The 21,500-nt window shown below is 35.0% G+C and carries 19 protein-coding genes; 3 read left to right on the top strand and 16 right to left on the bottom strand.

What is annotated here, in order from left to right:
• Positions 1–3 precede the first annotated feature (3 nt).
• The 8 genes from ACYQ3L_RS18990 to ACYQ3L_RS19025 form a co-directional block, all read right to left on the bottom strand.
• Positions 4–984, bottom strand: a complete 981-nt coding sequence (locus ACYQ3L_RS18990; RefSeq protein WP_379996699.1) for a glycosyltransferase family 4 protein — start codon at positions 982–984, stop codon at positions 4–6.
• Entirely contained in the window at positions 985–2,016 is a 1,032-nt protein-coding gene (locus ACYQ3L_RS18995) for an acyltransferase (protein ID WP_379996701.1), read from the bottom strand.
• On the bottom strand, positions 2,016–3,242 hold the full coding sequence (locus ACYQ3L_RS19000; RefSeq protein WP_379996703.1) for a hypothetical protein: 1,227 nt from the start codon (positions 3,240–3,242) through the stop codon (positions 2,016–2,018). The genes ACYQ3L_RS18995 and ACYQ3L_RS19000 overlap by 1 nt, the downstream gene beginning before the upstream one ends.
• 697 nt (positions 3,243–3,939) lie before the next feature.
• Positions 3,940–5,043: a glycosyltransferase family protein gene (locus ACYQ3L_RS19005; protein ID WP_379996705.1), complete on the bottom strand. Its 1,104-nt coding sequence runs from the start codon at positions 5,041–5,043 to the stop codon at positions 3,940–3,942.
• A complete protein-coding gene (locus tag ACYQ3L_RS19010; protein WP_379996707.1) occupies positions 5,036–6,085 on the bottom strand; it encodes a glycosyltransferase in 1,050 nt (349 codons plus the stop codon). The genes ACYQ3L_RS19005 and ACYQ3L_RS19010 overlap by 8 nt, the downstream gene beginning before the upstream one ends.
• Complete coding sequence (locus ACYQ3L_RS19015; protein ID WP_379996709.1) at positions 6,082–7,098, bottom strand: CgeB family protein; 1,017 nt, start codon at positions 7,096–7,098, stop codon at positions 6,082–6,084. Before ACYQ3L_RS19015 ends, ACYQ3L_RS19010 begins: the two co-directional genes overlap by 4 nt.
• Complete coding sequence (locus ACYQ3L_RS19020) at positions 7,095–8,057, bottom strand: glycosyltransferase family 2 protein (protein WP_459952452.1); 963 nt, start codon at positions 8,055–8,057, stop codon at positions 7,095–7,097. Before ACYQ3L_RS19020 ends, ACYQ3L_RS19015 begins: the two co-directional genes overlap by 4 nt.
• Before the next feature lie 53 nt (positions 8,058–8,110).
• Positions 8,111–8,338 carry an LbetaH domain-containing protein gene (locus ACYQ3L_RS19025; RefSeq protein ID WP_379996715.1) on the bottom strand — a complete coding sequence of 76 codons (228 nt, stop codon included), beginning with the start codon at positions 8,336–8,338 and terminating at the stop codon, positions 8,111–8,113.
• Between the two features lie 218 nt (positions 8,339–8,556).
• Here ACYQ3L_RS19025 and ACYQ3L_RS19030 point away from each other — a divergent pair, with 218 nt between their 5' ends.
• Positions 8,557–9,381, top strand: coding sequence for an IS982 family transposase (locus tag ACYQ3L_RS19030; RefSeq protein WP_459952367.1), 825 nt, complete (start codon positions 8,557–8,559; stop codon positions 9,379–9,381).
• Between the two features lie 8 nt (positions 9,382–9,389).
• On the opposite strand, the gene ACYQ3L_RS19035 is transcribed toward ACYQ3L_RS19030, so the two are convergent.
• The 8 genes from ACYQ3L_RS19035 to ACYQ3L_RS19070 form a co-directional block, all read right to left on the bottom strand.
• Positions 9,390–9,788 carry a hypothetical protein gene (locus tag ACYQ3L_RS19035; protein ID WP_379993688.1) on the bottom strand — a complete coding sequence of 133 codons (399 nt, stop codon included), beginning with the start codon at positions 9,786–9,788 and terminating at the stop codon, positions 9,390–9,392.
• A 37-nt stretch (positions 9,789–9,825) separates the two neighbouring features.
• Entirely contained in the window at positions 9,826–11,277 is a 1,452-nt protein-coding gene (locus ACYQ3L_RS19040) for a lipopolysaccharide biosynthesis protein (RefSeq protein WP_379993689.1), read from the bottom strand.
• 76 nt (positions 11,278–11,353) lie between these two features.
• Positions 11,354–12,619, bottom strand: coding sequence for a nucleotide sugar dehydrogenase (locus ACYQ3L_RS19045; protein WP_379993690.1), 1,266 nt, complete (start codon positions 12,617–12,619; stop codon positions 11,354–11,356).
• A 161-nt stretch (positions 12,620–12,780) separates the two neighbouring features.
• Positions 12,781–13,092 carry a hypothetical protein gene (locus ACYQ3L_RS19050; RefSeq protein WP_379993691.1) on the bottom strand — a complete coding sequence of 104 codons (312 nt, stop codon included), beginning with the start codon at positions 13,090–13,092 and terminating at the stop codon, positions 12,781–12,783.
• Positions 13,093–13,278: 186 nt separating this feature from the next.
• Complete coding sequence (locus ACYQ3L_RS19055) at positions 13,279–15,645, bottom strand: GumC family protein (protein WP_379993692.1); 2,367 nt, start codon at positions 15,643–15,645, stop codon at positions 13,279–13,281.
• Between the two features lie 33 nt (positions 15,646–15,678).
• Positions 15,679–16,470 carry a polysaccharide biosynthesis/export family protein gene (locus ACYQ3L_RS19060; protein WP_379993693.1) on the bottom strand — a complete coding sequence of 264 codons (792 nt, stop codon included), beginning with the start codon at positions 16,468–16,470 and terminating at the stop codon, positions 15,679–15,681.
• A 163-nt stretch (positions 16,471–16,633) separates the two neighbouring features.
• Positions 16,634–17,758 carry an MraY family glycosyltransferase gene (locus tag ACYQ3L_RS19065; RefSeq protein ID WP_379993694.1) on the bottom strand — a complete coding sequence of 375 codons (1,125 nt, stop codon included), beginning with the start codon at positions 17,756–17,758 and terminating at the stop codon, positions 16,634–16,636.
• Positions 17,759–17,810: 52 nt separating this feature from the next.
• Positions 17,811–18,359 (bottom strand): UpxY family transcription antiterminator, encoded by a 549-nt coding sequence (locus ACYQ3L_RS19070; RefSeq protein ID WP_379993696.1) that lies wholly within the window; start codon positions 18,357–18,359, stop codon positions 17,811–17,813.
• Positions 18,360–19,207: 848 nt separating this feature from the next.
• On the opposite strand from ACYQ3L_RS19070, the gene ACYQ3L_RS19075 reads away from it, so the two are divergent.
• Together ACYQ3L_RS19075 and ACYQ3L_RS19080 are read left to right on the top strand one after the other, a co-directional pair.
• A complete protein-coding gene (locus tag ACYQ3L_RS19075) occupies positions 19,208–19,693 on the top strand; it encodes a helix-turn-helix domain-containing protein (protein WP_379993697.1) in 486 nt (161 codons plus the stop codon).
• A gap of 778 nt (positions 19,694–20,471) precedes the next feature.
• Complete coding sequence (locus ACYQ3L_RS19080) at positions 20,472–21,467, top strand: SDR family NAD(P)-dependent oxidoreductase (protein ID WP_379993698.1); 996 nt, start codon at positions 20,472–20,474, stop codon at positions 21,465–21,467.
• The last annotated feature ends 33 nt before the right edge of the window (positions 21,468–21,500 follow it).

The raw sequence follows: 21,500 nt of genomic DNA on the forward strand, positions 1-21,500 counted from the left end.
AAATCACTTTTTCCCTAATATGCTATTATATAAATCATTATACTTTGCAGCAATAATTTCGGGAGCAAATCGTTTCACATTTTGTAACCCTTTTGAAATTAGTTCTAATCTCAGTTCCGAGTTACCCAGCAACTCTACAAGTCCTTGCTTAATGGCATTGGTATCAGTTGGATCAACGAAATAAACTGCGTCTCCGGCTACTTCGTGAAGAACTTCAATATCTCCAGCCAATATAGGTCTACCTACGGCATTCGCTTCCAATATGGGCAAGCCGAATCCTTCATATGTGGACGGAAAACTTACTACATCACAATTACGATAGAGTTCAAGAACTCTACTGTATGGTAAATCGTAATAGTTCTCATAACAAATTTTAGAAGCCTTCATCAACCCATGTTGATTATAAGTCATTTTACCAAGGACTACTAATTTACACGTCAACCCTTCAACTGCTTTTATTACACGTTCAAGATTTTTATTCACCTTTGTCCCCAAGTGCAGTATGGTTGGTTGCAGACCTATCGCTTTACTTGCTGAATATTGAATATCTGAACAAAAAGGATCATGAATCACCACAATCTTATGTTTGGCAAAAGGGATAGTCTGTTCCAGTTCTTTACGAGTAAAATCGGATATAACTGTAATTTTCTTCACAATCAATGCAGGAAGATAAAACCACAATAACTTGATATAAAATCGCTTCAGTGGGTTAGTTATCCGTAAAGCAGACTGTACATCATGTATTGTCAAAATTGTATTTCGTCCTAATCCTATTGCTATATAATGAGTATCTCCTGTGATATGATTCACCTCCGTACGATGCTTATAAGCATATATAATGTTTTTAAAGAGACAGACAGGAGATGCTCCCTCATATGGAAGACTTACATTACGATGCGATAGTAATCGCCTGTCTATTATTTCAAATACGGTCTCAATACTATTAATACCAATCCGTTTCCAACGAAAAAAAATTGAAATCATTTATCCAAAAATAAACTTTGATTTTGGTAATAAGTTCACCAATCTTACAATAAAGTAAGAAATAACAATATTAAGGGAAACAACTAATAAATTTATCAGTAACACAACTATACCATTCAACTCCAGGCCACACACATCCCTAAAAAACAATGGGAAAATATAATATATCACAGCTTCATGAATCAGATATATTCCAAAAGAATATTTAGAGAGAGAATTAATTACTTTCATTATATAATCATTTGTCACTCTAATCTTCCATAATATCGAAAATGCCAAAATTGAAAATAGTACCGGTACTATAGTCACATAAGAACTAATTTCCACAGTAGTCATATTAAGATGGAAGTATCCGGCATATATAAAAATAATGCCTATCAAGAATATACTTCCTAATATCAGGCAATTTTTTAAATTCCAATTTCCAAATATCCATATTGGATTAAATCGTTTAATGTAGTAACCAAGAATATAGTAACCAAGATACCCGCCTATATAATATGTGATATAAGTGATGTTATGATCAAAAAAGGTATGGCCTGTTAAATGATAGTAATAAGTAAAAGTTGTACTTGCTAACCATACAATCAGATAAAATTGAAACATTTTCTGAGAGCATTTATGAAAATACTCCGAAATAATGGGAGTTATCATATACAAGGCTAATATTGCATAAATATACCACAAATGAGCACTTGTAGCGATTAAAAATAGATCTTCCGAATTAGGCCTTATTAATGCTCCATTTTCAAAAATAGCCGATAAAACACGATATATAATACACCAAAATAAGAAAGGTATAAAAACTCGTTTAAATCTTTTTGAGATAAACTCCATATCTCCATATTTCATAGGTAAATTCAAATATCCTGATATGATGAAAAATAAGGGAACACCGCACTTTCCTACAAACCATTTAAGCTTGACAATACCAGGCGATACATTTTCAAGTCCTATTTGAGTATGACATAAGATGATAAGGAATAGAGCGATACATCGAATAATGTCTAATTGAATGTTCCTATTTGCCATTATAAATATTTTTTGTATTTATTGAACGGTGAGATATATTTAATTAAAAATACATACACAAGACTCCATATAAAGAAAACGAAGCCGCCATCGGTGAAATTTTCAAAGTCTTTAAAAATCGTTTTTATGATTGTATAGAAAGCCCATATCGCTATTGGATCGAAAGGAACTCGTGGTCGCAAGAAATGCCAAAACCAGCAAACAAAAAGTCCTGCAATAAATGGAAAAATCAAAGTCCCAATTATGCCGAATGAAAAATAGCATCCCCCAATAAACCCTATGGTAACCGCAACATGAGATTTTGCTCCGGATATTTCCCAGTCATTGTGGCCTGTAGCCAGTTTATACATCATACCACCTATTGCTACAGGTGGCTTATTAGGCCATAATACTCTTGGAACTATAGCTGTAGCACAGTAATAAAAATATTGGGGCTGTAATCCATTTTCTTGAGCATAGTGAATAGACCATGCATTACATACAATAGAACCTGCTCTACTCAACGCATATTCCAGACCTTTATCTGTAGTTTGGTTTTCATTACTATATAGACCTTTACCGGTCACATAATCTATATATTCGAAAATAGTCTCCTCTACAGTGACTTCATTCCAGGAAATATGTTTTCTGTCTGCAATTTCTCTAAAAATATTTATGTATGGAAAAACGATAAAAACAATAAAGACGAATAATAATCCAAGTTTTGTGAGTAATTTAGTATCAAGAGGTATTTTCCCACTTTTATATCCTGCAATCAAATATATAATGTAAGGTAAAATATTGTGCAATATACTTTCTTTCATTCCATAGCCAAGTACGCATACTATTTCGATGACAGTTATCAGCCAAAACAATCTTTTAACATTACGATTTGTATCATTCTTCAACATTAAGAATACCAATAATGTAAGTGGAACTAATTGCCCTTGTGTGTAAACTAATGAGAATATAGACGAAATTGAAGATAACGGCAAAATGCCATATAATATTCGAGTTAACCAAACAATAATATAAATGATAACAGCCCATTTCATGTAAGGCACCTCTTGAGAAGAGATATTCGTGTAATCAGTTTCATAATCTTCTGAATATTTCATTTTTATTCTATCGTAATAAAAATACCCCAGAAAGATAAGAAAATGTTCAAGCGATAAAAATAATGCACCTTGTGTTATATAAGGACTTATCTCATAGATACCAAAGAATATGGGTATTTTTTCTACCATATTGAAATACAAATTAATACCATTAAACCCTATGTATTGTATGACAACTAAAGGGAAAATTATGAATGGATGAAAATAAGGAGCTAATTTTATCTCTTTATAAAATAAATATGCATATGATACACAATTCCAACATGATAGGAAAAGCAAAAAAATTGCTGATCCATTTAAATTAAATGCATAGAAAAATGTAAAAGCAAGAACTATAAAAAAGAACTGATAATATAAGAACCTACGTCTTACTATATCTAACGAATGTATCTTAGCCATATCCGCTATATTGTGTTAGCGTCCAATTTTTACGTATAGTGTTTCAGAAAGCTATTTTCAGCCTCTTCCATACAAAAAACATTAAAATAGACTTGATTTTTAAATTTTATCAGGTTTAATTCCGATGGTCATCGGGAGGAGATTTCCATAATCTCGACGTTCCATCACTATTTTTCGGAAGAACTTCTTGAAGAACTCCAGAGATGAGTACCATACATCCGGCAAATAGATTTCTCAAACAGATTATAAGGGACGTTGTTTTTTGAACAGAATGACTATATCGACTCTCCCCGGAGAACTGCTTCCGCTCTTTAACGAACGAACAGATGTCCAAATTCTCTAGAACTATACATATATTTCAATAGCAAAGATCCTTCTTTTACATTAGTAGCACAAGACGCCAGAATTGGATACTTACTAAACATAATTAATGTATATATTTAAGAAATTCAGAATAAACATTTTCACTAAATCTATTGTAATTGAAATTGTCTATTGTTCGTGGAGACAAATCAATTTTAGGAAACCGACTATTTTGAATATCTAACTCAACAATATCTGGCGCAAACACGCTTTTGTCCATCTCATGCAACAGGGTCATCTCCTTAGGATACCACACCTCTAAACCGTTTATCAGGTATTCATAGAATTTATTGGTTTCACAATATCTAACGTTTAAAGTTGTAGCCCGATATAACAGAAGTCCTACATCGTATTTGCATAAAACTTTTGGAACATCTGAGTAGGTGATTCCTTTTTCATGAAATGAAATATATGGCGAATCAATCTCTCTTATTGTAGTCTTGACATCTGCATGAAAGTTAAACGAATATATATCAAAAGTTACTTGCCCATGCTGCCTCGACACCCATTCGCAAAAATCCTTTATAAATGTGTCTTTCAATGAAAGAGATCCGACATATACACACTTGATGACCCTGTCCTCTACATATTTTTTCTTTTGTACATGCCAAGCTTTCGGTGGATAGTTAGGCATGATATGACAAACCGTTTGAGGTACAAACGGATAATCTTTCAGGAAAAAATCTTTCCTGTTCTGGTTCGTTTGTGAAATCCAATAGGCATTCTTATACAAATAAGAGATTTCAGATTTATGATTAAATTTCGATAATCTCATTCCCGGCCTATCATACTCCTCCGGTGTCATGTATTCATGATAATGGATACATAGTTTTACTTTTCTATTAATAAAACGTTTATATAAATAAGGTGCAAATGCCGAAATAGATTCATAATAGAGTATTACAGCAGGCTTTTCACAAAACAGTCGCCACAATGTATAAAAGGTAAAATAGCAATATTTTATCAGTACTTTTATGGAACTATCTTTTTTGTTTTCCTTGATAGGTCGGTAAATGCGAATTCTGTCAAAAGTATAGTCTGCTAATGAATTTGACTTTCGAATTGATACCACTGACAATTTAACTTTATCCTGCAATGCCTCTATCAGATTCATTACAGGAGGAAAATAATCAAGCGGATAATAATGTATTACAAATAATTTATTCATTAAATAGCTCCTCTATCTTTTGTGTATAAGTTGCCGGACTGCATAATGCTTTCATTTTTTTCTTCGCATTATAAAAACATTCAATTGTCTTTTCTTTATTGGTGATCAAGTTTATGATTTGGTTTTGAAAAGCATTTTCCCAATTGCTATGATCTGTTATCATATACTCCGCTACACTAAAATTCCGGGCCAGTTCGCCAATCCCGCCAGATTGAAATCCGATGAAGGGGATTCCGAAATCGAGGGCTTCCATTAAAATACGCCCAAGGGGTTCTACCTTATTGAAATGCAATAAAATATCTATTGATTGATAGATCTGGATTTTATCTTTGACAAAACCATGAAATACGCACTTTATCTGTTTATATGAGTTGGTTCTTTCAATAAAAGAACGAACCCCGGATATTTGACCGTCAATGTCACCATAAAAATGAAATTCCAATTGAAAGGGTGTTACATGCTTTTCGCAATATTCACAAAATCGTGATATATCATGCAAGCCTTTTGTTGTCGTAACCCGGCCAATAATTCCCAAACGGCATATTGTCTCCGGCTTCATATCCCTGATTTCATCAAACCCGGATATGGGTTGATAGATGTCATACAAAATTCTGCACTGTATATGTGTATTCTGCATTACTTCATGTGTTATATATTCCGATACAGATATGTACGAGATATTATTCCGTCTTTTTCCTAAGCGATGCACATGGCAATCTTCCAAAAGCCGTATATGCACAAAAAAACGCTTGCGGGGGAACAAGTCGGCCAAAAGATTCAAATACTTGATATGTCCTCCTTCGTTAATATATATACCATCATACTTATTGAAAAGGAGCATGAACATTAAACGTATATATAAAAACTTCACAGAGGAATACGAATGAGGGCAATGTTTATTTTGTCCCCTTATCTTATCATAAAACAATCCGTGGGAAAGATAGACTATATATTGATGCCTGGTTGCGGAAAGAAAATCAAACAAGACCTGCTCACTTCCATAGAATTTTCCGGACGGACTGACAATTGCAATTTTTTTCATACTATAACCGCCATATTTATCAGTAGATTTCTCATTATCGATTCATAGTCAAATCCGCCTGTTTGTACCTTTTTAAAGCTTTTTTCCATGAGTGTTTTCAGTTCATCCATGTGAGCGTTGTAATACTTCACCTTTTCTACGAGTTCTGTAATTCCTTCATAATAAATCACCTCGTCGTCTGCATAGAATTCTTCAATCTCCGAGTTTTTCTCTGTAAGCAAAGCCGTCTTGCACGCTGGAATTTCAAACGTTCGGGTAGTATGCTTTTCCGGAATCCACTTAGATATTGATCCCCAAGCATAGAGGCTGCTACTGATAACACATACATAGTCATCACCGAATACTCCCGAACCCAGATAATTCAGATGTTCTGATGGATGTGATTTCACGAACTTCTCCCAACCGATGCCGGCTAATGTCACATCAATACCATTTTGCAGCATAACCTCGATGGCTTCCAAACGTTCATCTTCATAATGCCCGATAAATGCAACCCCTTTTTTATGTTCCCATTCCATTATAGGACGATGCAGGTTCTTGTCGAATCCTTGAGTAACATACAGCACCTTATCTTTACTTCCCATCACACGAATGAAATCCTTCACCTCAAAACTTTTTGTTGTTACCATATAATCATATAATGGCATACTATCGTAGAAGAGTCTGGAACGATGGAAAGTAAAAGCAGGATCGGGAGTATAATGCACCAACTTATCAGCATGCTCGCGAAGCACTTGCGTAGTCTTTCGAGTCAGGTAGATAGCTTTGTCTACCCATATCAAGTCATAGTGTTTTCCTCCAAGATTCTCCAATACATATTGATTAACTTTGCCAATCAAGGGGCCCTTTTTATATCGGAACCCGATAGATTGCCACAGACGACACATTTTCTGTTTAGGAATATCCGTATTTATCACATCTATCTCCCAATCCAAAAGAATTCCTCGAATTTTCTCAGCTCTCATTTTCGAGGTAGATCCATCATTATAGATACCGATATATAATACCTTCATTTCTTACAACTTAATAAATGTTTTATGAATAAAACATTCCAAAACCCAATTAAGTAACAAAGAATTCTAAAAATAGATCCTCCAATATTAGGTTTATCCTTTATATTACCAAGAGCTTTTACTTGTTTTCTCGCTCTATCTACAATGTGATTATATATGACATATTGATATGCTACCGCCTGAAACAATTTTTTCAAGCCAACCTTAGCCATTGGTGTAAGCAAATTTCTGCTCTTTAGATATTCTAAAATTAATTCATAACTAAAAAGTAACGATGCGCCTTTGGCTTCTATCGGTTTGCGACGCGATATAGAATTGGGATTGTTGCTTCTATAGAATAGACAACCATGTTTGGAAAACTTAATTTTATCAGCATTAGCTATTACTCGAATAAAAAATTCACCGTCTGTATTAATTGTTAAAGTTTCATTCCATGTACCTGCTTTATCTATAATTGAACGAGGTGTCAAATAACATGTTAATCCAAACATTCCGTCATTAAGTAAGTCTTCAATTAAACCGATTGAAGATTCATAATCCTTATATACAGATTTCTTTTCAATGTTAAAATCATCAATGGAAGTATAAAAACGGCCCCATGAGCATGTCGCAATCACATTATCATTTGCCCCCTCTAATAATTCCATTTGAGACGATATTAAGTCCGAGGATATAAGATCATCAGAATCTAAATAAACAATGTAATCACCGGTAGATCTTTCAAAAGCAAGATTGCGAGCACAGCACACACCTGAATTTGGTTGTGAATACAGTTGAATATTATCGAATTTATGAACCCAATCTTTAGCTATTTCAACAGATTTGTCAGTTGATCCATCGTCAACAATAATTATCTCAATATTAGGATATTGTTGTGTAATACAACTCTGAAGTGTTTCCTGTAAATAAGTTTCAGAGTTATAACAAGGTATAAGAATTGAGACTTTGGGCTTATCCATAATTACTTCCGGGCATAAATATTTCACATATAGTGTTTGAAATAGATCAATTATTATAACTGCCTAATTGATAGATTCAAATCTTGAACAACCGAGTTCTTGGACGGTATACACTTGTTTGAAAGCGTCGTATTAAAACCAACTATTACATCTTCACCCAATATACACCCTTTTAATATTGATACTTTTTCTCCTAACCAACATCCATCACCAATTTTCACCGGCCGGGTTACCGGCTTTTCAGTTTCTTTTCCAAATGCGGGGAAAAAATCAACTGTCATTTTTCTTCTCACATCAGAGGGGTAAATGCAATGTGTATTGGTATCCCAAATTCTATTATTATAAGACACTTGGCAAAAAGATCCAATACTTACGCATTCATCAACTCTAATTTCTGTACCATCATTTATATTAATTCAAGTTGCTATTTATAGAATTATCCAATAAAAAAGGTCAATCCCTTAACTTTGCGGTGCTAACACACAAAAAAGGACTGACCATGGTTACAAAAACCATTGCAATATACGTATTTTTTGATGATATATTGAAATCGATGAACCACAAAGAGCCTGAGAGCCGTAAGACCAGTGATGCGGAAATCATTACGGTAGTTCTGATTGCCGCCCAGTATTTTGCAGGCAATATAGAGAAATCCATCTGTTTTGTCCGTTCTACCGGATTGATGCCTCGTATGCTTGGCAAAAGCCGCTTCAACCGCAGGTTGCACAATATAGGAGAATTTCTTAGCCAACTCTTTTTCTATACAGGCCAGGCAATAAAGGGTATGAGCCTTGAGACAACTTATAGCATCGATAGCTTTCCTGTAGAGGTCTGCCATAATATACGCATAAGTAGATCCAGGATTGTCAAAGGGGAACAATACCGAGGTAAATGTGCTTCCAAACGTGTTTATTTTTATGGTTTTAAAGTTCATATGATAGTTACTTCGGATGGTATTCCCGTAGAATTTACCTTTACAGCAGGCGGAATCCATGATATTGACGGTATAAAACAATTGCCGGTCAACCTGCCTGATGGAAGTCAACTTCTGGCTGATTCCGCTTACACTGATTATTTGCTTGAAGACATGCTGGCCGATAATAATATTTATCTGAAAGCTGCCAGGAAAAGTAATTCCACAAAGCCGCATAATCCGTGTATGGAATATCTGATATCTATTCACAGAAAGCGGATTGAAACAGCTTTTAGTGATATTACCAAGTATTTGCCTAAGAAAATTCATGCCGTCACTCAAAAGGGGTTCTTGATTAAACTTATTGCTTTCATTTGGGGATATACTTTTGATAAAATTTACAATCTATAAATAGCAACTTAAATTATATTAGTATAGTTCCCAATTTTACAGACTCCGCCATATCTGATCCATACCCTTTGACAAGCTAATTTAGTATGGTCACCAACAATTAAACTGCCATCATTAATAATATATTGGGGCCTTACTGAATTTCTATTTAATTCAAAAAAACTGTATTTATTAATTTCAACAATTGCCCCATTTGTAAGAAATAGTTCGACGCCTTCAAGCCTAACCTTTTCTTTAAGAATTAATTTTGAAGACGAGTCTACGAAAATATCAGAGTTTTTAACTATGGCAGTGTTGTCTATTTCAGCTACCCCTCCCCGAATTATGCGTACGTTTGATTTGTATCTTTTATACTTCCATCGAGTTTCACTGCATTTTTTTATTATTCGAGAAATAAATGATGACATATTGTATCCTTTTTTTGATGAATATCTGCAATGTTTATTACAATCTTTTCAAAAATCCAAGTATCAATGACTTACATATCCGAATCCCATCGTTTTTTACCAAGAAATTCAATGTAATATATAGAATGGCAAATAAACTACCATTTATTAAGAGATTTAATATATATATATTCGTGTCAAAACATAGATATTTCCAAAATATCAATATACTGGCAAACGGAAAAACATAACTAAGTATAGATTTTAATTGATCTTTAATGGGTAATCCGATAGTGGATCGAGTAGTAAACACCGAAGGAATAATCTTAATAATCCCTGCAATGGATATTGCCCATATATATCCTTTAAAGCCGAAATATAAACCAATCGGAATTGCACAAAGAACCAAGATATTCCGGAAAACACTTAGCCCAAGATACATTGTCATCCTATTTACTACTGTAAGTATGGTATCAAATACAATTGGTAGACATAATGAGATAGAAAATAATCCTAATATTTTAAATATTTCAATTGAGCCTTCCCATTGTTTACCGTAAAGGAAGAGAATTAAATCTTCAGCGCATACATACATCAAACCTGCAAATAGAAAAGTCAAAAAAGATATTACATGCAGTAGTTTCAAAACACTATATTTAAGGGCATTGAGATCATTTTGCAATTTACTTAAAGAAGGAAGTAGTACATTTCTTATTGAAGAGAATGAATATTCTATTACAAGATTATTTAATGATTGGGCTCTATTGAATAATCCTAATGTTGAAGCTGAATAAAGTTTTCCTATAATAAGGGTATCCAGTTGGCGTATAATTCTATTTAGCAATGTAGATAATGTCATTTTCCATCCAAAAGAGAACATATCAGACACTGATTTCGGGTTGAAAATAAATTTAGGACGCCATGAAGACATAAACCATATAGATGTGGTATAAATAATCCATCCAGCAAGATTTGAATAAACTAATGCCCAAACATTAAAATCAAATATCGCCAACACAATACCCAATATTCCTGAAGATACTCCAGAAATCAGTTTTGCAATAAACGGTTTACGGAAATTTAAGGAACGTTGGAATAATGCAGTCTGTAATGTTCCAAACGAACTGATAAGAAAGCACATTGATGTGACGGCAACGATACTACGTAACTGCGGTACATCATAAAACCATGCAAAAACAGGTGCACAAATGAAAACAAGCAGTGTACAACAGCCACCTATCAATATATTAATCCAAAATACAGTAGATGTTTCGGTATCAGTAACTTTATTTTTTCGTATTATAGCATTGCTAAATCCAAAATCAGCTAAAGTATCTAATATAGCATTTAATACCATTGCCATACTTACAAGACCAAAGTCCACCGGAGTAAGCAATCTCGCTAAGATCAATGTTACAATGAAGTTCCTCAATTGATTAATCATCATGCTAAGGAAGTTCCAGACACTGCCCTTAAGACCTTTGGTTTTCAGTTCTGATACATCAGGCATTTAAATGCTTTAATTATTTATAGTTGTACAACAAATTCCCACAATCTGTATGGCTGTAAATCTTTATTTTATCAATTTATAAACGTCCATCAACAATATCGCGAGGCAATAAACCCTTGACATCATAAATAACGCCATCCTTCTTAACGAGACTCTTGACATTGAGTTCAAGGAACTGTTTGTGAGCTACTCCAAGGATAATTGCATCGAACTTTCCAGTCGGTAATTCACTCACAATATCGATGTTGTACTCATGCTTGACTGCCGCAGTATTTGCCCAAGGGTCATAAATAGTTATATTATTGGTATATTCAGCAAGAGTACTATAAATGTCCACGATTTTAGTATTGCGAATATCCGGACAATTTTCCTTGAATGTTATGCCAAGTATGAGGATTTTTGCGGCCTTTACAATTACACCCTTCATATTCATATATTTGATCGTCTGATTTGCGACGTATGCTCCCATACCGTCGTTCAAACGACGGGCAGAAAACATGATGCGTGGCAGGACTCCATACACTTGCGCTTTCTGAATCAGATAGTATGGGTCCACACTGATACAATGTCCTCCTACCAAACCGGGATTCAGTTTGATGAAGTTCCATTTACTCGCAGCCGCATCGATGATATCTCGAGTATCAATGCCCATTGCATTGAAAATTTTTGCCAACTCATTCATAAATGCGATGTTTACGTCACGTTGTGAGTTTTCTATAATTTTGGAAGCTTCCGCTACTTTTATTGATGGGGCTTTATGGGTTCCATTGACGAGTACAGAGTTGTAAACACGATCTATTATGTCCGCAATCTCAGGAGTAGAGCCAGAGGTTACTTTCTTGATTTTCTCTACAGTATGTTCCTTGTCGCCAGGATTGATACGCTCAGGAGAATAACCGGCAAAGAAGTCTTCATTAAATTTCAAGCCACTCACTTTCTCTACTACCGGCAAACACTCCTCTTCGGTTACTCCGGGATAAACTGTAGATTCATAAACAACGATGTCTCCTTTGGCTATAACTTTGCCAACGGTTTCACTTGCCCTCCAAAGCGGCTTCAGATCCGGACGATTGCTTTCATCTACGGGCGTTGGGACAGCCACAGTATAGAAGTTACAATTTCGTATTTCTTCTATATCAGTGGTACACTTAAAACCATTAGTTATCGCTTCTTGCAACAATTTGTCTTCGACTTCGAGTGTAGCGTCATGTCCGTTCATCAAGGTATCCACACGAGTCTGGTTCATGTCGAATCCTATGGTTTCATACTTGGTTGAAAATAAACGAGCCAAAGGAAGTCCAACATAACCTAAGCCTATTACGGCAATCTTTATTTTGTCCATTGTTTTTATGAATTATTAGTAATTATGCAGCGAAGTCATCTTGACTTTTCGTTTTTGTTAATTTTGTTCAATAATATACTCATAAATGCCAGATAGTTGAAGGCTTTCCATGTTGATGCCTTGGGTTCAAATCTGTTAAGCAATGTTCTGCATGAATCCATCTAGGCATTTGCTTTTTCAATAGCATATCTTTGTTCATAAAGAAATTCATCAAATAATACATCTTCTTTCTTATCTTCATTTCTTTGGTTTAGAGCCGTGTTAGCTATTACATCATGTTCAAAGCGCTTATTTCTAAACCCTGCTGAATCGAATCCAGCATCAGCATTAATAAATAAACCATCAACAGCAATTCTGGCCTTGCTTAAAGTGCTAAAGAGTTCATCTAAACGATCTTCAATATCATTGAGGTCATGGTGGTTACCTGCTACAGGAAAGATAATGTCATAAGTGGGATGCCAATCTGTATCCATAACCATTCCATTTTTATATAAAGTCTGATTTTTGAATATCTCATATTACCAATTTTTTCAATATTTATTTTTATTAGAGAGTTATCCTACTCGGCTATACAGTTATAAATATCTTTCGTATGCAAAATTCCATCTATAGGAGATTTTTAACAGAAGAGCCTTTTTCTCAAGATGGACAGCATGCTGTCAGTGATTATTATAATTACCTCCATAGCCATAGTTATACCCATACCGCCCTTGCCTATATTGTGTTCCGTTCAGGAGCAGGGTCATATTATTGAATTGTTTCCTTTCATACATTATTCCTATCTCCGGAAGCATTCTCCGGTCCATAAGTCCTGACCGAACTACAAAAATTGTCAAATCAGTAATTTTACCGACAATAGAAGCGTCTGCGACTATCTCAGCAGGGGTGCAATCCAAAAACACATAATCATATTTCTCTTTCAAACTGTCCAATAGTTCTGAGAATTTATTGCTTAGCAGAAGCTCTGCCGGATTTGGAGGTATCGTCCCCACCGGCACTATATCCAGATTCGGATGAACAGATTCCTTTTTAATTATATATTCCACATTATCTATCATATTGCCCAGATAGTTGGATACCCCTATCGGAGGAGAACCTATATATGTGCTTAATGAAGCTTTTCGCATATCAAGATCTACAACGACAACCTTTTTCCCTTTTATAGCCATGCTTATGGCCAGATTCATTATTGTGAATGTTTTTCCGGAACCGATATTGAAAGATGTAAACATGATGACCTTTTGATGCTTCTCCCCGTTTGTGCTCAATATAAAGTCAAGATTAGTACGTATAACCCTGAACGCTTCATTCATGTAATCTTGTTTTCCTTCGCGAACAATAATGTCATCCCTATTCTTCGGCGGCTTGTTTTTCAACAACAACCGGTTCTTCCGGTTCATTATCAGAGGAATTTCCCCAATAAACGGAATGGACAGGAATGTCAAGTCTTTTCGTCCCCTAACTGTTGTATTCAGATTCTCCTTGATAAATATGATAATAACGGGTAGCAGAAATCCTATGATAACCGTGGCCAATAAGATCGGCATTTTTCGGGGAACTGTCGGGAACATGCTCCCCGCTGGGGGAACTATCAGTTTGGTATTGTAAGCAGTAAAAGCCTGGGATAATTCATTTTCTTCCCGCTTCTGTAATAAGAATAAGTAAAGGGCTTCTTTTACTTTCTGCTGCCTTTCTATAGAAAGAAGGTGTTTAGCTTGCTTTGGACTTGATGCGATACGACTGGTCGTTTCTTTGTCTGATTTTTGGATATCTTTTATTTGGGTATTAAGCGATACTGACAAATTTTCGACAGAATTTATTACTCCATTACGCAAGGTTTTTAAAGATTGGGCTAAGTCCTGCGCCAGAGGATTTTTGTCGCTGCTATTTGCCAATATAGTATTATACCGTAATAATATTGTATTATATTCATCGATCTGCTTTTCTATACCGGCGCTTTCAATTCCCATATTTGCAGGCAATAACTTATCCTTTGTATTAGAATCTTTGAGATAGGATAAAATATAGCCGGCAATAGTATATTGAGTACTCAATGCTAGCATCTTAGTACTATTCTCATTTGATTGGGCCATATACAAGTTAGAAGCAGCCTGAATATCCGGCATTAAATTCTCGCTTTTAAATTCCGATATATTGTCGTCAACATTGCCTAATTCATTTTCAATAACATTCAATCTCTCATTAATAAAAAGAGAAGTATTCACCGCTACCTGATTCTTGTCCTTAACCCAATTCTCGTTGTACACGGTAATTAATGTATTCAATATATCTTCTGCCCGCTGAATGGAAACATCATTTATCACAATGTCAACAATCGAAGCTTTTTCATCGGCTAAAAAAACATTCAGGGCCTTGGTATAGTAATTTACGACATTAGACAGCTTACCTTTTGAATATAATATTTGCTTACCTGAAAAATCTCCGGAACAATCCGAAGTTGCTGAAATAATAATTTTCCCCCATGGAGTATTAACCGGTTCGGACAAGGCGCCGTCTATTATTTCAGATACTTTGGAATCATCGCTGTTGAAAATCAACCTGGAAATTTTTATTTTATTTTGAGGCAGCAATTCTATTGAACAAGAAAAAGGCATTGCCTCTGATAATGAATCAACAGAAACACGAACCGGCGCATTTTTGTATAGTACTTTTTCTCTAAAGAAACCATCAATACTATAATTTTCATACAACTTCAGACGTTGTACAACTTCTTGCATCAACAATGGAGATTTTAATGTTTGTATTTCATTGTGGATGTTAGTATTAGATTTAAATAAGCCCATATCAGAAAATGTACTTATTTCATCCGACGACATCCCTCCTTTAGAATTGTCTTTAATTAACACTGACGCGGAACGGGTATATATCGGAGCTGTAATTGATACATATATAAATGCAACAAACAGGCTAATGGCAAGTGATATAGCAAACCAATGCCATTTTGCGACCGACATGTACCATAAATCTTGTATCCGGATGAATTCTTCTTCTGGACTCTTTTTCATTTTTAGTAATATTTTTTTAACAAGGATTCCTCTTTACTTGAATATCAACACACTTAATGTAGCTGCAAGGGATACAACCGACATCCATAATGATACAGACTTTGCATTGTTATCATTTACAGTAGACTGTCCAGCCCGCACATTATTGGGTTCTACATATACGATATCGTTTTGTTGAAGGTAATAGGCCGGGGAAGAAAATATCTCTGAAGAACGCAGATCCATCTTATATGTAATACGGCCTCCATCCTTCTCCCGCATGACAAAAATCCTGTCACGTTTGCCATAAATAGTGAGGTCGCCGGCCATACTTATGGCTTCCAGGATATTTATCTGATCGCGGTCTATACTATATTTTCCGGGAGATTTCACTTCTCCGAGCATAGATATTTTCAAATTCATGAAATCGACTGTTACAACCGGATCATTTATCAGATTCTCATTCAACAACCGTTCTTTTATCATAGATGACAATTGCTTCCTGTTTAACCCCGCCACATGAATACTCCCCAATACCGGGAAATCGATATTACCGTCTGAATCGACGGTATAACCCAAAATCTGATTGTTCGTATTTTCACTTGGGATCGTACTTCCCGCCTGGTAGGAAATTTTTGGCAAATTGAAAAGAGCGGCAAGCTCGGGATTCTTACTCGACACGACTATCGAAATCAAATCTCTCGGCATAACTTCTATATCAGAAGATTTAACAGTTGTAATATTTTGTCCGACAGGGATATCCTGAAAATATACAATATTTTTAGATGAATTACAGGATGAAAGGAATAAAATACAAATGGGCAAAAATCCAAATAAAGATCTCATAAAATTCTATACTTAATAAATGTTTGATTATTCTTATTAATAAATATCACTGGTATTGAAGTAGGTTATTCTGTATCAGCCAAGATTTATTCCAAAGAGCCTTAAGAAAAATTTTCACTGAAATTTGGACAGGCTCCTAATATCCCACGCTATATAATTTATACTAAAAATCCCTCGTTTCAGTTATTTCAGCTAATTGTCTCTTACGAATTTTCATTGTTATCAAGACATGCATGGCAGTCCACAACACAATATCGAGAATCAGCAAAATATTAATGTTCACATACGGCACTAACAAAACATTGCTTGCTCCAAAAAATACTGCGATTGACAATATTACTATCATTGTGGATTTATGGGACAGACCCAAATTCAGAAATTTGTGATGGATATGGTTCCTATCCGGTTTGAAAGGACTACGTCCGCAACGCACCCGGTGTATAACCACCCTTATTACATCAAACATAGGCACGATAAGCAAGGAAAATGCTATTACAATAGAATGAGGAATCTGTACCATTTCCGGCTCGAAGTAGCATAATTTTATCGTAAACACGGAAAGTAACATCGCTATAGTAAGAGAACCTCCGTCTCCCATAAAAATCTTATGTCCTTTTTTTACATTTCCAAAAACATTGTAATAATAGAACGGAACCAGCATCCCAAACGCAATAAAAGCCTGTATGCAATAAAACCATAAATGGAGATACATAAAAATACAACCATAAAAAAGAAAAGCGATCATGCTCAATCCGGAAGCCAGACCGTCAATGCCATCAATGAGATTTATGGCATTAAGGATAAAAATTATAATAAATATAGTAAGAGGTATCCCGCAATATAATGAAATATCATAAATACCGAAAATACCATATAAATTGTTTATCCATAAACCGGAAGCTACAAAAACAGAAGCTACAAAAGCCTGTATAAGAAGCTTATGCCGGTATCGCAGGCCTACCAGATCGTCTCCGATTCCGGTCAGATACAATATCATGGTGCAACATAATGTTAATATCCATTCTTTTATGGATTCAACACCAACAGAAATATCCAGTGTGTTCCTGAAAATAATATAAACATATAAGAATGATGACGATACAAGCATGAATGTCGGAAAAAAAGCGACACCGCCCAGTCGGGGGACAATACCTATGTGTACTTTCCTTTCATCTATAATATCAAATAGTTTTTTCTTAAACGCTATAAACCGGATTTGAGGTATAAGAAACCACGATGAAAGCAGACTAATGATAAATGGCAAAAAACAACAAATACATAATTCCATATTTTTCTACACTTTTTGATGATATCCAACTAAAAAACAAGTTATTATCCAGTTAAAGATTATCTATCTTTTCTAAAAGTGACGGATGAATGTGCGCGCTTACTACAGCAATCACCCCATCGATATTAACCATGATCCGCCTGTCTCGCTTTATTCTAATGATGGTGCCTTCTACCCCTTTAAAAATGCCGTTGGTAACTCTTACCCGCGTTCCATTTTTCAATACCGGAGCAATATGTGTTAAATAGAGTGTTTGTTCGTTCTGGGTACTGGATATAGCAATAAAATGTTTCATTTGCTCATCAGGAACAATGATTGGCATTTTCCTTGCTTTATCAATCATATACCGGATGGGGAGACTTCTCTCCAGCTCCTTTTTTAAAATATCCAGGGTCGAACGGTTGGTATGAATGAAAATCAGATTATGGATAGCAGGTAATAATTCTTTTTTGGTTTTTCCATTCTTAATGGTTTCGGTCAGTTTTAAAGGTATGAAACTCTCTGTTTTTATGGTATCCAAATATGCTTTTAGCTTAATTTCCCTACCATAAGTAACTCTAATGGCAAACCATTTGTATGAATCATTTTTTTTGACTGGCATACTTCACAAAATAATATACCTTGGGGACACCCCGATAACAACATTATCGGATTAATTTGATTATGAGTAAATTAAAAATTGAGTATATACCAAATTTGCACTATCCAGTAACAAATTCCCTCTATGAGTATTATTAAAAAGATTATTCCTTTGCTAATTCTTATTCCTTCACAAAATCAAGACTGTTTAGCAATTAAAAAATAATTATCTAGCTCATGACTTCATACTCTTATATAGATAAGAGACATTTTACTATACAAACAATTTTTTGTCAGGTAGAAAAGGTTCTTTTATTGAAAAGTATCAATAAATACCGCATTTAGTTTACAAAAATAATAGATAATTCTTTATTTATATACATATTTCATTTAAAAAATTTATTAAAAAGAATATGTCCGGACAACAGACTTTTTCTATTTGAATTCAGAATATAATTCATGCTAAAACATAGGTCAACTTTATAGATTTTTTGAAGTTTACTATAATTAATATGAAAGTGCTTCATCTCAGTTTCATTTGGGTATTTTATAGTAAACCTTAAACCTCCCGTTTTTTATAAAGCCGGCAAAAGGGCATGTTTTTATATACATTGGTCAAAGCACGTGGAAGTTCAGGAGCAGTTAATCGATAGTATTGAATTTCTGTAAGCCTGGGTATTATTTCCATAAGTATAATTTTATGCAGACAAAGTTAGATTCAATGTTCTACATATACAATTATCAAAGTATAATATACTATCAATCTGATTTTTAATCTCACAAAATGTAATTTAAAAAAAAATCGATAAACAATCATGTTTTCTTGATAGAATATGTTAATTTTGGACATTATCTATAACGAAAAAATTTATGAATGAAGTGGTTGAGAAAAAAAACTCCATACATCAGGGTAGGAATATCCGGTTTGCCAGAGAATTTAAAGGCCTATCCCAACAGGACCTGGGCGATAAAATAAATAAACAACAAAGTGAAATATCCAAAATAGAAAATCAAGAAGTAATTGAAAATGAAATATTAGACCGGATTGCGCTTGCTTTGGATGTAAGTGCAGATTTTTTGAGAAATTTTGATTTCCAGAGTGCAACGAAGAATTATTACAATGACACTACCATACATTCTGCTGAAAAATCACAAGATGTAGTGAATCAAGGTGACCAATCTCAAGTTTTTAATTACTATCCACTGGAACAAGTAATGGAAATGACAACCAAACTGCTTAATATGCAAAAAGAGCATTACGAGAAAGAAATGCGGTTGTTAGAAGAAAAGCATGAAATAGACAAGGAAAAAGCGTTGTTAAAACAGGAATTAGAATTCTTGAAGAATAGTAAATAAATAATCAGGATAGACATACTACCCGCTGATTTTTTTCAGCGGGTATTTTTATTTATAGTAAATCCCCATCATGAGTGGATATTACCATGAAATGATTGTTTGTTTTTTAGAAAATACTTTATCTATATATTAAGCCAATAGCCTTTAGCTGATAGCTCTTTGAAAGAATGAACGAGCCCCCTCAATCCCCCACCTTAGCTTTGAGGAGAGAAACCTTGGCTTTGAGGAGAGAAAATAATTGATAAAAGTGTAACTTTTGTGACTTTTTTGATATAGTTACGAGTTTGCCTCGCCTTCGCTTCGGCGAATGTTATTTCTGCGCCCTTTGGGCAGTTACAAGTTACAAGTTACAAGTTACGAGTAGACAAGATACAAGATACGGGTTGTTAACTGCTGACCGTTTACTGTTTACTGATATATCTGTTACCTTTGTTACCTTTTTTGAGTTGACAGTTACGGGTTTTGTCACTTCGCACCGCTAACGGCTAAAAGCTATCCGCTAATAGCTAATTCTGTTAACTGATGACTGCTAACTGTTCACTGATTTTGTGTTACTTTTGTTACCTTTTAACTATTAACTGTAAATATAGGTTAATTTAATAATGGCCACAGAAAGTATATTGTTAAAATAGGGATGATATCCGATAAGAGATTATATTAATTAATCAATAAATATTTCAAATGAAGCATGATCTTTTAAACAAAGCCAATTCGATCTTTTAAACAAAGTCAATACTACTAATACTATCTACTTTTGCTCTAACAAAACATATAAGAAATGAAACGGAATAATAATCAGGGAGCGTTACAAAAACCTATTGGTTCAGGATTTAACGCAAAATCGAATACAAGCGATGTAATTAAAGGCATTGACCTCACAGGAAAAATCGCCGTAGTAACGGGAGGAAACACCGGGATTGGTTTGGAAACAGCCAGAACACTTGCAACCGCAGGAGCCAGGGTTATTGTTCCTGTACGGGATATTGAAAAAGCTAAGAATAACTTACAAAGTGTTGCCAATATAGAAATAAGGCCTATGGATCTGATGAATCCCGTGTCTATTGACACCTTTGCTGAAACATTTCTTGCTTCAGGCAAACCTCTTCACATTCTCATCAATAATGCGGGGATCATGTGGGTACCGCTTCGCAGGGATAGCCGAGGCTTTGAATCTCAATTGGCCACCAATTATCTAGCCCAGTTTCACCTTACGGCAAGGTTATGGCCGGCCTTACAAAAAGCGGGCGGAGCGAGAATAGTCAATATCAGCTCATACGGGCACCAGTTCGCTCCTTTCAATTTTGAAGATCCTAATTTCCTAAACAGGGAATATGATACATTGCAAGGTTACGGACAATCAAAGACGGCTGTAAATCTGTTTTCCCTTGAACTGGACAACCGGGCCAAGCTATCAAAGGTTAGGGCTTATGCGGTACATCCCGGCTCAATCGGAGGGACAGAGCTGGGAAGAGAAGCACCGCGTGAGTTGTTTCAAAAAATGGGTTTCTGTGATGCGGAAGGGAACTTACTGCCGGAAATAACTTCATCATTGAAAACAATACCTCAAGGTGCCGCCACAACTGTTTGGTGTGCCACCAGTTCGAGACTGAATAATGTGGGTGGTGTATATTGCGAAGATGGTGACATAGCGGAACTGGCTTCCGATCCTTCGGTGCCAGGAGGAGTAAAACCCTATTCTCTGGACGAAGACAATGCCAAAAAGCTGTGGAAGTTAAGCGAAGATATGACAGGTATCGTATTTAATATCAGTTGATCCGGTCAATAAGAAAAGAATGATCTTTTAAAC

The organism is Dysgonomonas termitidis (assembly GCF_054657735.1).

Coding starts and splice junctions, on each gene's coding strand:
- ACYQ3L_RS19070 (WP_379993696.1), bottom strand. CDS start 18,359: ATGCCAGTCAAAAAAAATGATTCATACAAATGGTTTGCCATTAGAGTT.
- ACYQ3L_RS19020 (WP_459952452.1), bottom strand. CDS start 8,057: ATGGATAAGCCCAAAGTCTCAATTCTTATACCTTGTTATAACTCTGAA.
- ACYQ3L_RS19060 (WP_379993693.1), bottom strand. CDS start 16,470: ATGAGATCTTTATTTGGATTTTTGCCCATTTGTATTTTATTCCTTTCA.
- ACYQ3L_RS18990 (WP_379996699.1), bottom strand. CDS start 984: ATGATTTCAATTTTTTTTCGTTGGAAACGGATTGGTATTAATAGTATT.
- ACYQ3L_RS19035 (WP_379993688.1), bottom strand. CDS start 9,788: ATGTCATCATTTATTTCTCGAATAATAAAAAAATGCAGTGAAACTCGA.
- ACYQ3L_RS19075 (WP_379993697.1), top strand. CDS start 19,208: ATGAATGAAGTGGTTGAGAAAAAAAACTCCATACATCAGGGTAGGAAT.
- ACYQ3L_RS19080 (WP_379993698.1), top strand. CDS start 20,472: ATGAAACGGAATAATAATCAGGGAGCGTTACAAAAACCTATTGGTTCA.
- ACYQ3L_RS18995 (WP_379996701.1), bottom strand. CDS start 2,016: ATGGCAAATAGGAACATTCAATTAGACATTATTCGATGTATCGCTCTA.
- ACYQ3L_RS19000 (WP_379996703.1), bottom strand. CDS start 3,242: ATGGTAGAAAAAATACCCATATTCTTTGGTATCTATGAGATAAGTCCT.
- ACYQ3L_RS19040 (WP_379993689.1), bottom strand. CDS start 11,277: ATGCCTGATGTATCAGAACTGAAAACCAAAGGTCTTAAGGGCAGTGTC.
- ACYQ3L_RS19045 (WP_379993690.1), bottom strand. CDS start 12,619: ATGGACAAAATAAAGATTGCCGTAATAGGCTTAGGTTATGTTGGACTT.
- ACYQ3L_RS19015 (WP_379996709.1), bottom strand. CDS start 7,098: ATGAAGGTATTATATATCGGTATCTATAATGATGGATCTACCTCGAAA.
- ACYQ3L_RS19065 (WP_379993694.1), bottom strand. CDS start 17,758: ATGGAATTATGTATTTGTTGTTTTTTGCCATTTATCATTAGTCTGCTT.
- ACYQ3L_RS19055 (WP_379993692.1), bottom strand. CDS start 15,645: ATGAAAAAGAGTCCAGAAGAAGAATTCATCCGGATACAAGATTTATGG.
- ACYQ3L_RS19010 (WP_379996707.1), bottom strand. CDS start 6,085: ATGAAAAAAATTGCAATTGTCAGTCCGTCCGGAAAATTCTATGGAAGT.
- ACYQ3L_RS19005 (WP_379996705.1), bottom strand. CDS start 5,043: ATGAATAAATTATTTGTAATACATTATTATCCGCTTGATTATTTTCCT.
- ACYQ3L_RS19030 (WP_459952367.1), top strand. CDS start 8,557: ATGGTTACAAAAACCATTGCAATATACGTATTTTTTGATGATATATTG.
- ACYQ3L_RS19025 (WP_379996715.1), bottom strand. CDS start 8,338: ATGACAGTTGATTTTTTCCCCGCATTTGGAAAAGAAACTGAAAAGCCG.
- ACYQ3L_RS19050 (WP_379993691.1), bottom strand. CDS start 13,092: ATGGATACAGATTGGCATCCCACTTATGACATTATCTTTCCTGTAGCA.